12 protein-coding genes are annotated in these 12,922 nt (G+C 64.6%); 4 read left to right on the plus strand and 8 right to left on the minus strand.

Going from position 1 to position 12,922, the window contains the following annotated elements; genetic code table 11:
- Positions 1-16: 16 nt before the first annotated feature.
- The 5 genes from ftsL to dinB form a co-directional block, all read right to left on the minus strand.
- Positions 17-745 carry a cell division protein FtsL gene (ftsL, locus tag AC5RUQ_RS18610; protein ID WP_493948783.1) on the minus strand — a complete coding sequence of 243 codons (729 nt, stop codon included), beginning with the start codon at positions 743-745 and terminating at the stop codon, positions 17-19.
- Positions 745-1,734 carry a 16S rRNA (cytosine(1402)-N(4))-methyltransferase RsmH gene (gene rsmH / locus AC5RUQ_RS18615; protein WP_493948784.1) on the minus strand — a complete coding sequence of 330 codons (990 nt, stop codon included), beginning with the start codon at positions 1,732-1,734 and terminating at the stop codon, positions 745-747. The genes ftsL and rsmH overlap by 1 nt, the downstream gene beginning before the upstream one ends.
- A gap of 166 nt (positions 1,735-1,900) precedes the next feature.
- Positions 1,901-2,329: a division/cell wall cluster transcriptional repressor MraZ gene (gene mraZ, locus AC5RUQ_RS18620; RefSeq protein ID WP_493948785.1), complete on the minus strand. Its 429-nt coding sequence runs from the start codon at positions 2,327-2,329 to the stop codon at positions 1,901-1,903.
- 373 nt (positions 2,330-2,702) lie between these two features.
- Complete coding sequence (locus tag AC5RUQ_RS18625) at positions 2,703-3,077, minus strand: SCO2097 family morphological protein (RefSeq protein ID WP_493948786.1); 375 nt, start codon at positions 3,075-3,077, stop codon at positions 2,703-2,705.
- Between the two features lie 274 nt (positions 3,078-3,351).
- The gene (gene dinB, locus AC5RUQ_RS18630) at positions 3,352-4,575 is read right to left on the minus strand and encodes a DNA polymerase IV (protein ID WP_493948787.1); all 1,224 of its coding nucleotides are present in this window, start codon (positions 4,573-4,575) and stop codon (positions 3,352-3,354) included.
- 74 nt (positions 4,576-4,649) lie between these two features.
- On the opposite strand from dinB, the gene AC5RUQ_RS18635 reads away from it, so the two are divergent.
- Together AC5RUQ_RS18635 and AC5RUQ_RS18640 are read left to right on the plus strand one after the other, a co-directional pair.
- Positions 4,650-5,177, plus strand: a complete 528-nt coding sequence (locus AC5RUQ_RS18635) for a hypothetical protein (protein ID WP_493948788.1) — start codon at positions 4,650-4,652, stop codon at positions 5,175-5,177.
- Positions 5,174-6,268 carry a polyprenyl synthetase family protein gene (locus AC5RUQ_RS18640; protein WP_493948789.1) on the plus strand — a complete coding sequence of 365 codons (1,095 nt, stop codon included), beginning with the start codon at positions 5,174-5,176 and terminating at the stop codon, positions 6,266-6,268. Before AC5RUQ_RS18635 ends, AC5RUQ_RS18640 begins: the two co-directional genes overlap by 4 nt.
- A gap of 32 nt (positions 6,269-6,300) precedes the next feature.
- On the opposite strand, the gene AC5RUQ_RS18645 is transcribed toward AC5RUQ_RS18640, so the two are convergent.
- A complete protein-coding gene (locus AC5RUQ_RS18645; RefSeq protein WP_205484251.1) occupies positions 6,301-6,654 on the minus strand; it encodes an Rv2175c family DNA-binding protein in 354 nt (117 codons plus the stop codon).
- Between the two features lie 242 nt (positions 6,655-6,896).
- Here AC5RUQ_RS18645 and AC5RUQ_RS18650 point away from each other — a divergent pair, with 242 nt between their 5' ends.
- A complete protein-coding gene (locus AC5RUQ_RS18650) occupies positions 6,897-8,282 on the plus strand; it encodes a lytic transglycosylase (RefSeq protein WP_493948790.1) in 1,386 nt (461 codons plus the stop codon).
- Positions 8,283-8,386: 104 nt separating this feature from the next.
- The gene (gene pknB / locus AC5RUQ_RS18655; RefSeq protein ID WP_493948791.1) at positions 8,387-10,483 is read left to right on the plus strand and encodes a Stk1 family PASTA domain-containing Ser/Thr kinase; all 2,097 of its coding nucleotides are present in this window, start codon (positions 8,387-8,389) and stop codon (positions 10,481-10,483) included.
- A gap of 64 nt (positions 10,484-10,547) precedes the next feature.
- Here the strand turns inward: pknB and AC5RUQ_RS18660 are convergent, their stop codons facing one another.
- Both AC5RUQ_RS18660 and AC5RUQ_RS18665 read right to left on the minus strand, forming a co-directional pair.
- Positions 10,548-11,939: a class II 3-deoxy-7-phosphoheptulonate synthase gene (locus AC5RUQ_RS18660; RefSeq protein ID WP_493948792.1), complete on the minus strand. Its 1,392-nt coding sequence runs from the start codon at positions 11,937-11,939 to the stop codon at positions 10,548-10,550.
- A gap of 114 nt (positions 11,940-12,053) precedes the next feature.
- Positions 12,054-12,896 (minus strand): lysophospholipid acyltransferase family protein, encoded by an 843-nt coding sequence (locus tag AC5RUQ_RS18665; protein ID WP_493948793.1) that lies wholly within the window; start codon positions 12,894-12,896, stop codon positions 12,054-12,056.
- Positions 12,897-12,922 lie beyond the last annotated feature (26 nt).

The following is a 12,922-nucleotide window of genomic DNA, read 5'->3' on the forward strand; positions in this document are numbered from 1 at the left end:
TGTCAGACCTGCCGGCCTACTGTCCGGGTACCTTCTGCTCGGGCGCCGGAACCGATCCGCCGTGAAGCTCTACGGGCGGCGCTGCTGGAGCCGCCGACGGCGGAGTCTGTGCGGGCGCGGCGTCAGCGGCAGCGCCGGAAGCTGCAGCTGCCGGGGCATTGCCGGTGGCTGCGTCACGGGCAGTGCCGGAGGGGGCCGCTGCGGGCGTGTCCTCCACAGGCTTCCGTGCTTCCAGGGGGTCGCGTTTGGTTGCCGGCGGAACCACTGTCAGCTGCCCGGCGACAGCGGGCGCCGGGATAACGGCCCCGGCAGCGCCGTCCTTGACGGCGGGAGTTGCTTTGCCGGTGACGGACAGGGTGGACAGGTCAATCTGGCCCTTCACGGTGGAAGGCACCATACCCAGTTTCGTTGCTTGAGCGGCAAGGTTTTGGGGTGCTTCAAAGTTCTGGACCTGCTGGGTGAGATCCTGGTTCTGCTTGGTCAGCGTGCTCTGCTTGGCGCGCAGTTCCACCAGCTGGTACTGCGCCGTGGACACCGAAATGTTCAGGACAAGAACGGCGATCAGGGCGACGGCAAGCATGGCGAAGCACAGCACCACGAAGGGGGCGCGGCGCTTGCGGGGAACGGTCCGGACTACGGAGAGGGGGGTGCGGCTCCGTCGCGGCCCGGCCGGCGAACCCGCAGGAAGCTGCTTGGCGGCCGAACCGGAAACCACGGGAAAGTTCTTGACGGCAGCTGTGCTCATTAAGCTCTCCTGGTTCGGATACGTTCCACCGCACGCAGCCTTGCTGAAGCGGCGCGGGGGTTTTCGGCGATTTCGACGGCGGTTGGCACCTCGGTGCCTTTGGTCAGGGTCTTCAGTTCCGGTTTATGTTCTTCCAGCTCTACGGGGAAACCGAGTGGAGCAGAGGATTTGGAGCGGGCCTGGAAGACGCCCTTGACGATCTTGTCCTCCAGCGAGTGATAGGACATGACCACAATGCGGCCGCCCAGTGCTGTCGAATCCACGGCCGCGGGAACGGCGCGTTCCAAAACGTCGAGTTCCTCATTGACCTCGATCCGAAGGGCCTGGAAGGTTCTTTTGGCGGGATGGCCGCCGGACTTGGCCGCGCCAGCGGGAACGACGGCGCGGATCTGTTCCACCAGTTCACCCGTTGTGGTGAAAGGTTTGACGGCCCGGGAGGCCACGATCTTGTTCGCAATCCGCCCGGCGAACTTTTCTTCGCCCCACTTCCGGATGATCCGGACGAGTTCCTCTTCGCTGTAGTTGTTCACGACGTCGGCTGCAGTCTGGCCCCGGCTGGTGTCCATTCGCATGTCCAACGGGGCGTCGAACGAGTACGCAAAGCCGCGTTCGCGCTCGTCCAGCTGGAGCGAGGAAACGCCCAGGTCCATCAGTATTCCGTGCACTTCGGCGACGCCGAGGTCGGCCATGACTTCCTGGATTTCGTCGTAGACGGCGTGCACCAGGTCGGTCCGTGCCTCAAAGGGCGCCAGCCGCTCCCCCGCGAGGGCAAGGGCTTCTTCATCCCGATCGATGCCGATCAGGTGCAGGTCCGGAAAGCGCTGCAGCATGGCCTCGGAGTGGCCGCCCATTCCCAGCGTGGCATCGATGGCCACCGGTGTTTCACCGCGGCTCCTGGCGGCTTCAAAACCGGGAGCCAACAAATTGATGCACCGGTCCCGTAGGACCGGCACATGGCGTTCAGACGTGGGCTTCGGTTGATCGTTCATGCCTCGTCCTCTCTCGCCGTCGTTGTCACCTGGTGGGTTCTTGGCCCAGATCCCCATCCGCGCCTATCGTCCTGCCCGCCTGGCTCCGGGGAAGTGAGCCAGGTTGGCCTGCCGATGGGCCGGCTGGAGATCTCAACCAAGAAAGCTGCCCGCTGCCCTGTTCCGGTCAGAGAATGCCCGGAATGGGGTCATCGGTTTCGGAGAAGGCGGTCTCCTTCTCCGCGAGGTACTCATCCCAGGCCTGGGCGTCCCAGATCTCGGCGCGGGTTCCGGCGCCAATAACGGCCAGTTCCCTCCCGAGCCCTGCGTACTCCCGGAGCGCCGGTGGAATGGTCACGCGCCCCTGCTTGTCAGGTACCTCGTCAGAGGCTCCAGAGAGAAAGACGCGGATATAGTCCCGCGCCTGTTTTGAGGAGATTGGCGCCTCCCGCATTTGCTCGTGAACCCGGGCAAATTCCTTCTCGCTGAAGACGTAGATGCATCGTTCCTGGCCCCTGGTGAGAACCAGTCCGCTGGCAAGTTCCTCCCGGAACTTCGCGGGGAGAATGATCCGCCCCTTTTCATCCAGACGTGGCGAATGCGTGCCCAGAAACACTGGCCCACCGCCTGTCCGATGTCAGGAACTGCACATCCCCTATGTTGCAACCACCCTCTTATGTCCTCCACATTACTCCACTTTCCACCACAGTCAACGCGAAAAGGGTGCGTGGAGGCGCAATTATTGGGAATTCAGCCGCTAAATCGCGCCGAATTGCGGTGGTGGTGGGAAGTGGAGGACTTTTGACCGCGGCCAGACCGCTAGCCGCCTGAGCGGCACCCAAATGCACCGCCGCGGTTGGCCGCTGCCGGTTGGGAGCACCGTTAAACGCGAAAAGACCCGCCGAAGCGGGTCTTTTCGCGCGCTCCCCCATCGAGGGGAGCGAAGTGGGGTATCGGGGGGCGCCCCGAATGAGGGGCGCTCCTTAACGCTACGGCTCGCCCCGGCGCCTCTCGTCCCAGCGTTCCTCCAGGCTGCTCATGAACGAGCTCCGCTGTTTGCCGGCTTTGCCCGTGCCGGTCTTGGCACCCTTTGCGCCGGACGAGCTGCTGCGCATCGTGGCGAAGTAGACGCCGCCGCCCATCACAACGAAGCCCAGGACACCAACAAAAATATTTTGGAGGGTGACGCCCACCAGTAAGAGGAAGACACCTGCCAGCGCACAAAGGACGCCGATCACCACGTGTCTCGTTGACCACGAGCGCCCGGGGTCCGACCCCATGGAATTCGCGAACTTTGGGTCATCCTCGTGAAGCTGCTTCTCCAGCTGCTCAAGCAGCTTCTGTTCGTGCTCCGACAGCGGCATCACGACCTCCTTTTGTAGGCCAACGTCCGGGCTGATCCCAGCCACTACTTCTGCTCGGATAACGTCCGGCATGCCTTAGTGGTTCCCGCCTCCGCCGGCTGTGGCGAAAACGCTAACCTGGCACGCAGACGCCGGAGCGGGAGCATGTCCAAGAGAGTCCGGCAGTAAGTCCGTCACTCAAAAACTTCGTATCTATAAGGATAGTTTGTTCAGGGCGGTTCTGAAAGACGGCAATGACTTTCCCGACGCGCTTCCAGCCGCTTATTTGCCGCGTTTATCCCGAGCCGCTGCCCGGCTCCAGAAGCCGGGCCGGAAGGACCGGATTACCACCGAATTTGCGTGCTACCTGGTCCACGGCCTGCTCAGCAGCCCGCCAGTTGTCATCCCTGCGGTCGATACTCAGCTGGAGCGAGGTCCGCGCTGCTTCTTCAAGCTGCTCGGCCCGCACTCCTACCAGCCTGACAGCCATTGGCCTCGCCACGGAGTCCAGGAGCTGAAGCGCCACTCCATAAATGAGCTGCGCACTGTCCACGGGCGTCTGAACGGTCCGGCTGCGCGTGATGGTGGAAAAGTCGGCGAAGCGCAGCTTCAAGGCGATGGTTCGGGCCACCATTCCGGAACTTCGCAGCCGCTCTGCAGTACGGTGCGAAAGCCGCAGCAACTCGCGGTGGAGGAGGGCGTCGTCGGCGGTGTCCTCTGCGAAGGTTTCCTCAGCCCCGATGCTCTTCTCAAGACGGACAGGTGTCACGGGGCGCGGGTCTATCCCCCACGCGAGCTGGTGTACGTGGGTTCCGGTGGCGCCCAGCATCTTCTTGAGCGAGGAGACCGGCGTGGCTGCCAGGTCCGCCACAGTTTTGATGCCCATCCTCGCCAGGACGTCCGTGGTTTTCGCGCCCACGCCCCAGAGGGCCCCGACCGGCAGGCTGTGGAGATAGGGAACTGTTTCGTCCGGCCCGATCAGGAGCAGGCCGTCCGGTTTGCAGCGGGTGGATGCGATTTTTGCCACAAACTTTGTCTCAGCGATTCCCACGGAGGCGGTGATGCCCAGGTCCGCGGCCACCCGGCTCCGGATGAGCTCACCGATGCTTCGGGGCGGACCCAGCCGGCGGATGGCACCGCCGACATCCAGGAACGCTTCGTCCACACTGAGCGGCTCGACGAGTTCGGTGACGGAGCCGAAGATCGCCATCAGCTCGGCAGAAACTTCGTAGTACACCTTGTGCCGGGGCTCGATAATCACTGCCTGTGGGCACATGCGCATAGCCACTGCCATAGGCATGGCGGACTTAACGCCGAACGCCCGGGCTTCGTAGGACGCGGACAAAACAACCGAGCGCTCCGCCGGATAGCCAACAATGACGGGTTTGCCCCGCAGTTCGGGCCGCGTGCGGAGTTCCACGGAGACGAAAAAGGCGTCCATGTCCACGTGCATAATGCAGTTGCGCCGGCGGCGCTGGAGACCTGCTCCGGCCGGCTCGTTCGTCCTCACAGGTCCCACGGCTGCAATCCTATCGCTTTGTACTGACTAAACTGGAGGCTGAATCCGGCATCTACACCAGGAGGAAAGTCCCTGTGACGGTCATTGGAAACCTTAAGCCAGCAGCCTGGGCGGCTTTCGCTGCCGGGGCAGCATTGGCCCTCGCTGCCTGCAGCCCAACGCCCTCAGGAACATCGGATCCCGCCGCCTCCGCTTCTGCGCCGGAAACCGCTCAGTCCACCATGACAGCCTCGCCCAGCCCGTCCGCCGCGCCCAACACGTCCGCCACAGTCGGCGCCGTCGTCGAAGGATTCCCCCAGCAGCTCCTGCCGCTCATGCCGGGCGCGAGCGTGGTGTCCAGCAGCTTTGACAAGGCGTCGACTCCAGCGACCGCCGCCCTGGTGGCCACCGTCACCTCGCCCGCTGCTGCCGTCCTGGATTTCTACACAAAGGAGCTGGAGGCCCGCGGGTTCAAGGCAGTCCCGGGCGAGGCCGTGGGGGCGGTAGCTTCGAAGGACTTTGTTCGGGGAGACAATGAGACCGTCAATCTCTCCGCCGTGGAAGCGGCCGGTGTTGTCACCTTCACCATCGGCGCCAACGTGGCATCTGAGTCAGCCAAGTGACGGCAGCTGAGCAGCTAAGGAATGAACAGGCCGCCTTTGTAGCGGCAGTGGCAGGTGAACTGACTGACTTTCTCACCTCCCGACAGTCCATTATGTCCGCCATCTCACCGGACATCGAACCCATCATGGGCTCCATCTCCAACCTGGTGACCGGCGGAAAGCGCCTGCGGGCGCTAATGTGCTATTGGGGTTGGCGAGGCGCCGGCGGCGAGCCGGCGGCCCGGCAGGTAGTGACGGCCGGAGCGGCGCTGGAATTGTTCCAGGCTGCCGCGTTGATCCATGACGACATCATTGACCGCTCCGACACCAGGCGGGGCGGACCCAGCGTCCACCGCCGCTTCAGCGAACTCCACGGGACCCACGGCTGGGCCCTGGACAGTGAGCGGTTCGGGCAGGCTGCTGCAATCCTGACTGGAGACCTGTGCCTCTCGTTCAGCGAGGAGGCGTTCACGGATATCGGCGAGAACGCCGCAGCCGGCAGCCGCGCCCGGCTGATCTTCAACCTCATGCGGGCAGAGGTGATGGCCGGCCAGTACCTGGACATCCTGGAGGAAGTTGCGGGCCCGGTGCGGGACCGCGCAGGTGCCGTCAGCAGGGCGCAGTCGATCATCAGGTTCAAGTCGGCCAAGTATTCAACAGAGCATCCGCTGGCGCTCGGCGGAGCACTGGCGGGAGCCTCGAACGAACTGCTCCGCGGCTACTCGGCATTCGCTTTGCCCCTTGGCGAGGCCTTCCAGCTTCGGGACGACGTGCTGGGCGTCTTCGGCGACCCACTTACCACGGGCAAGCCCGCCGGCGACGACCTGCGCGAAGGAAAGCGGACTGTGTTGGTGGCGCTGGCTCTGGACCAGGCATCGGCAGCCGAATCTGCCTTTATCGACGCCAGGCTGGGCAGCCCCGACCTCTCCGATGACGACATTCTTGAGATCCGCCGGATCATCGAAGAGTCGGGAGCCTTGCAGGCCACCGAAGTCCTGATCAATGAATTCGGCGCAGCAGCATTCGACGCCCTCGAGGCGCTTCCACTGCATGAACTGCCGAAAACCGCCCTGCGGAGGCTGGCTGAAGCAACCGTCAGCCGCGCCTCCTGAAGGCGGACAAAGCAGGAGGCAAAGCCGGACAGCTACCAGGCCAGGGTCTGCGCCCTGCGCCTGATTTCCGTTTTGCGGCCCTCCCGCAGGGCGTCAATGGGCCGTCCACGCAGTGATTCGTCAGGCGTGAAAAGCCACACGATGAGGTCCTCGTCCGAATAGCCGGCGTCTGCCAGCACAACAATGGTGCCTTTGAGGCTATCCACCACCTGGCCGTCCTGAATGAATTCAGCCGGAACCGACCGGATATTCCGCTCTCCCACCCGCAAAGCAGCCAGAGCATGTTCATCCAGCAAACTGTGGACTCTGGTGATGGAAACATCCAATAAACGGGCGACGTCGGGCAAGGGCAACCATTCGCCCACGAGGTTTTCTACATTACTCACGGATCAAGGTTGCCATGGGGCGTACCGCCGCGCCTAGTCGGGAAATTTCCCGGAGCCGCCCTGACCTGCGGACACTCCACGAATTACTTCTTGCAGGTAATGCATGATTTCTTGTGCTAACTGCAAATTCGTGAGAGATTCACATAGATCACATTCGTAACAGCAATAACACGAGTCACAGTAGTATCGGAATCACAGCGGCATCCCCGCCCGCGCCCGCAGTTGAGAAGAGGATTCTTTCCATGACGATGTCCCGCTCGCCCAAGCAGCCCCCCAAGCCGAGTCTGCCTATGATCGCTGCCACCACGGCAGCGCTGCCAGCGGTCGTATTGTCATCCTTGGCCCTCGCCCAGCCCGCCGCCGCGGAGCAGCCCGCCCGGGCGGTGCCTGCCACGCTGGCTGCGGCAATGAAAGCACAGGCGGCAGCACAGGCGACGGCGGCGGCTGTCATCCCGGCCTCGTCCGTCTCCACTACCATCCCCACGGCCTTCAAGCCGGCGCAGCCGGCCGCACCGGCTGAATACACGATCTCCCGGGGCGACACGATCAGTGCCATTGCGGGCAGGTTCGGTCTGAGCACGGGCGAAATCCTGAAGCTCAACAACCTGCAGGCGAACACCATCATTTATCCGGGACAGAAGATCAAGCTGTCAGGTTCGGCCGCCGCGCCCGCAGCCCCCGCTCCTGCAGCTGCTCCCGCCGCCCCCTCCACTGCCGCTGCCGGTGCCACCTACACCGTGAAGCCCGGCGACACGCTCGGTGCCATTGCTGCAAAGCACAAGGTGAGCCTGGGCGACGTCTTCGCCTGGAACAACCTCAACATGCGTTCCATCATTTACCCCGGGCAGAAAGTCAAAGTCGGCGGTGGTGATGCCGCTCCAGCCCCGGCCGCCCCGGCTCCTGCCCCCGCAGCACCCGCTCCGGCCCTGGCAAACTCCTCCGCCCCTGCCCCGGCATCAGGCTCGTACACGGTCAAAGCAGGCGACACGCTTTCCGCCATCGCTTCGCGCCACGGTGTCAAGCTTTCGGAGCTCCTCTCCGCCAACCGCATGAACATGGGCACCGTGATCTACCCGGGCAACAAGCTGGCCATTCCCGGCGCCGGCCAGCAGGCCCCGCAGCCAGCGGCCTCCGTCACGCCGCTGGTGCCCAGTTCATTCCTTGGCTTCAGCTACCCCGCAGCCGTGGTGAGCTCGGCAAACGAAAACAAGGCGCTCCTGAACGCTTCGCCCGTCCCCTCCCGGGAGCAGATGCGCGGCATCGTTGCTGACACCGCGCGCGCCATGGGCGTCGAGCCTTCGCTCGCCCTCGCCTTCGCCCACCAGGAATCCGGCTTCGACCAGCGCGCGGTATCCCCCGCCAACGCCATCGGGACCATGCAGGTCATCCCCAGCTCGGGCCAGTGGGCATCGGACCTGGTGGGACGGAAGCTGAACCTCCTTGATCCCTATGACAATGCGACGGCCGGGGTGGCGATCATCCGCCAGCTCCTCGCCACCAGCAAGGACCGGGACACAGCCATCGCCGGCTATTATCAGGGCCAGTATTCTGTGAGCAAGTACGGCATGTACGACGACACCAAGGCTTACGTCGCAGCCATCAAGGCACACCAGAAGAACTTCGGCTAGGACAGCGGTCCGCTTCCCGGCATCGGGAGCGGCGGGGAGAAGTCGGCACGGGTCCGGACCGGTATAGGTTCGGACCCGTTTCATTGCTGGATTACGATCGTAGGGTGCAGGAACACGTGTCAGACCCCCTGGTAGGAACCCTGGTGGACAACCGGTACGCCGTCAGGTCCAGGCTGGCGCGCGGCGGCATGTCCACTGTCTACGTGGCGACGGACCAGCGGTTGGAGCGGGACGTGGCCCTGAAGGTGCTGCACCCGCACCTGTCCGCCGATGAGAGTTTCCTTGACCGGCTGGGCCGCGAGGCCAAGGCTGCCGCCCGGCTGTCCCACCCCCACGTAGTGGGAGTGCTGGACCAGGGAACTGACGCCCATACCGCGTACCTGGTTATGGAGTACATCAAAGGCCATACGCTGCGGGACGTTATCAGGGACAAGGGCGCGCTTCCGCCCCGGCTTGCCTTGGCGCTGATAGATCCCGTGGTGGAAGGCCTCGGCGCCGCCCACGCGGCCGGGTTCATCCACCGGGACGTGAAACCCGAGAACGTCCTGATAGCCGATGACGGCAGAATCAAGATCGGCGACTTCGGGCTGGCCCGTGCAGTCACCACCTCCACCAGTACGGGCGCCCTGCTGGGAACCGTCGCCTACCTCTCCCCCGAACTCGTCCTTGGTAGATCCGCGGACGCCCGGAGCGACGTGTACTCCGTGGGCATCATGCTGTACGAGATGCTGACCGGCCAACAGCCGTTCACCGGTGAGGTCCCGATCCAGGTGGCTTACCAGCACGTCAATGGAGCAGTCGGGCCTCCTTCGGCCCTGGTGCCGGGCCTGGCGGCGGAGGTGGACGAACTGGTGCAGTGGTGTACGGCAAACGATCCGGAGAACCGCCCCATCGACGGGAATGCGCTGCTCCAGGAACTGCGCCACATCAGAACCAACCTCAGCGATCGGGAACTGGACGTGCAGCCTCCCGCGGCCCTGGACACCAGCGGCCCCGCCGGGAACCAGAACCGGACCGAAGTCATATCCCGCACAAATAATCCAACAAGCGTTATGCCGTTTGGCCGGCCCGCGGCGCCGCCGTACCAGCCGCTGCAGCCGCCGGCAGGTCAGGCTCCCGGTCGGGCGGCGCATCACGCTGAGTCCACTCATCGGCACCTTCTCACTCCACCCGACAAGGACGACGATGCCCCGTGGGCCGCCGCGGCGCCGGCACCGATGAGCAAGCGGGCGCAGCGCAAGGCCGACAAGGAGGAGGAGAAGGCCCGGGCCCGCGCTGCAGCCACTCCGGCACGGAACCTCCGCGAAGGGAGCCCACGCCGCCGTGGCGTCTTGTGGGTGGTGGTCCTGGTCATCGCCGCGCTGCTGGCCACAGGTGCCGGCTGGTTCTTCGGCATGGGTCCCGGCTCGGCCGCGGCCATCCCTGCAGTGGCAAACAAGACAGTGGCACAGGCCCAGGAGCTCCTTAACCAGGCAGGGTTCCGGTCCACCACCAGGGATGTCTTCGACGAGGACGTTCCCAACGGGCTGGTGGTGGGCACTGAACCGCCGGCCGGCTCGGAGATCCGGAAGTTCCAGCCGGTCTCGGTGTTTGTCTCAAAGGGTCCGCAGCTTTTCCCGCTGCCCGGGCTGACGGGCGGCACGCTGGAGGAAGCCAAGATCGGCCTCAACGCCGCCGGGATGGCGCTTGGGACTGTTACCGAGCAGTTTGATGAAGCTGCAGCCGCGGGTTTTGTCCTGTCGCAGGATCCGGCAGCCGATACTCCTGCCCGGCGAGGAACGCCCGTCAACCTGGTGGTCTCGAAGGGCCCCGAACCGATCCCGGTGCCCGATGTAGTGGGCCAGGATGAGGCTGACGCAAGGGACGCCATCGAAGCGGCCGGGCTGGAGGCTGACGTCGCGCGCGAAGAAGTGTTCGACCGGAACATCCCCGAGGGCGCCGTGGTCAGCCAGTCCCCGGCCAACGGGACCCTCACCCGCGGCGCAACGGTGACCCTGACCATCTCGAAGGGGCCCAGGATGGTGGAGGTACCCAGCTACATCGGCAAGCAGGCAACGGAGGCGAAGCGGGCCCTTGAGGCCTTGGGCTTCCGGGTGCAGGTGAACAACATCCTGGGCGGCTTCTTCGGCACAGTCCGCGACCAGGACCCTGTTGATACAGAAGTACCTGAAGGATCGGTCATCACACTGACCGTGGTGTAGGCGGGACCGGCCCGCCTACACCAGGCACCGCAGGTGCCGGCCGGACATCAGTGCTTGGAACAGGTCAGTGCTTGGCGAGTGCCCCCGCCACCAGGAACGCCATTTCCAGCGACTGCATGTGGTTCAGCCGGGGGTCGCAGACTGACTCGTAGCGGTCCAGGAAGGCTTCCTGGTCAATCGGATCAGCTCCGCCGAGGCACTCGGCGACGTCGTCGCCCGTCATTTCCACGTGCAGTCCGCCGGGAACAGTACCCAGGGCGTGGTGCACCTCGAAGAAGCCGCGCACTTCGTCGATGACGTCGTCGAAGTTCCGGGTCTTGTACCCGTTCGGGGACGTCACGGTGTTGCCATGCATGGGGTCGGTGACCCAGAGGACCTGCGCGCCTGAGGCGGTGACCTTTTCGACGACGGCGGGCAGCTTCTCGCGGATGTTGGCGGCACCCATGCGGGTGATGAAGGTCAGCCTGCCGGGCTCGCGCTCCGGATCCAGCCTGTCGATCAGGCGGAGGGCATCGTCACCGGTGGTGGACGGGCCCAGCTTGACGCCGATGGGGTTTCGTACGCGGGACAGGAAATCGACGTGCGCGTGGTCCAGCTCGCGGGTTCGCTCCCCGATCCAGAGGAAGTGCGCTGAGGTGTCGTACGGGAATCCGGTACGGGAGTCGATCCGGGTGAGGGCGCGTTCATAGTCCAGGAGGAGCGCCTCGTGGCTGGCGAAGAACTCAACGCGCTTGAGCGCCTCGAAATCCGCACCGCAGGACTCCATGAACATGATGGCCCGGTCGATGTCCCGCGCCAGGGACTCGTAGCGGGCGTGGGCCGGGTTCTCGGTGAAGCCCTTGTTCCACTGGTGTACCGAGCGCAGGTCCGCGAATCCGCCCTGGGTGAAGGCGCGGATGAGGTTCAGCGTGGAGGCGGACGTGTGGTAGGCACGGAGCATGCGTGCGGCGTCGTGGCCGCGGGATTCGGGCGTAAACTCGTACCCGTTCACGATGTCGCCGCGGTACGCCGGCAGTGTCACGCCGTCGCGGGTTTCATCGTTGGATGAGCGGGGCTTGGCGAACTGGCCTGCCATCCTGCCCATTTTGATGACGGGCATCGCGGCGCCGTAGGTCAGGACCACTGCCATCTGGAGGATGGTCTTAACGCGGGCGCTGATCTTGTCCGCCGTGGCTGCTTCGAAGGTTTCAGCACAGTCGCCGCCCTGCAGCAGGAACGCCTTGCCCTGGGCAGCAGCAGCCAGGCGCTCGCGGAGGACATCCACCTCGCCGGCGAAGACCAACGGAGGAAGGACGGAGAGTTCCTTTACCGAGGCATCGAATACGTCCCTGTCCTGCCAGCTGGGCTGCTGGGAAATGGGCAGGTCCCGCCAGTTATCGAGTCCGGGATAATTGGCCGCTCCGCTCTGGGCGGTGCTGGACAGCGAAAAGGCAGGTTTTGCAGATAGCTCAGTCACCCTCTAAGACTAACGGTCGCGCAGGCACACGGAAGACCACAGCGTCACGCATCCAGGCCTTGGCGTCACAGACATCAGCCGGGCCCGGAAGACTGGCAGGTGGGAGCCAGTGGGCTACGCGGTGGCGGCAGCCCCGCCGTCGTCCTGCTGCTTTCCGGGGTCGGGGGCAAGGTGCCCGGCACCGGCATGTGGGGCATCTGCATCCGGGCCGGCATGGGTGCCGTCAAGAGGCACGGGGGTGGCAAGGGGTTCCGCTGCCGCAACAGGGTCAACGGGCTTGCCCGCGAGCCGGAGCTTCACCACGGCCGCGTATTCATCGACGTATTCCTGCCCGGAGAGCCGCATCAGCTCGAACATGATTTCGTCCGTGACCTGCCTCTGGACCAGGCGGTCCTCTGCCTGGTCGTGGTACCTGCTGAAGTCCAGCGGTTCGCCGAAGATCATGCCGATCCTGCGGATGTTCGGCAGACGCTTGCCGATGGGCTGCACTTTGTCCGTACCGATCATCGCCACCGGAACCACCGGGACTCCGGCCTTGAGAGCGAGCCTGGCAACGCCCACCTTTCCCCGGTAGAGGCGCGAATCGGGGCTGCGCGTCCCCTCCGGGTAGATGCCCAGCAGCCCGCCATGCGTGAGGACGTCCATTCCGGCACTCAGCGACGCCTCCGACGCGGCACCGCCGGACCGGTCCATGGGCAGCTGGTTGGTGAGCCTGAAGAACAGGGCCGTCAGCCTGCCCTTGATTCCCGTGCCCGTGAAGTACTCGGACTTGGCCAGGAACACCACCGGACGGCGGACCATCAAGGGCATAAAAATCGAGTCGGAAAACGAGAGGTGGTTGGAGGCGATGATCGCCGCGCCTTCCGCCGGAATATTATCCAGGCCCTTCACCCACGGGCGGAAAAGCAGCTTCAGCACCGGACCCAGGAAGATCCTTTTCATCACCCAATAGAACACGTGCGAAACCCCTCCGGAAGGCAGCC

This window comes from Arthrobacter sp. MDT2-3, assembly GCF_059090465.1.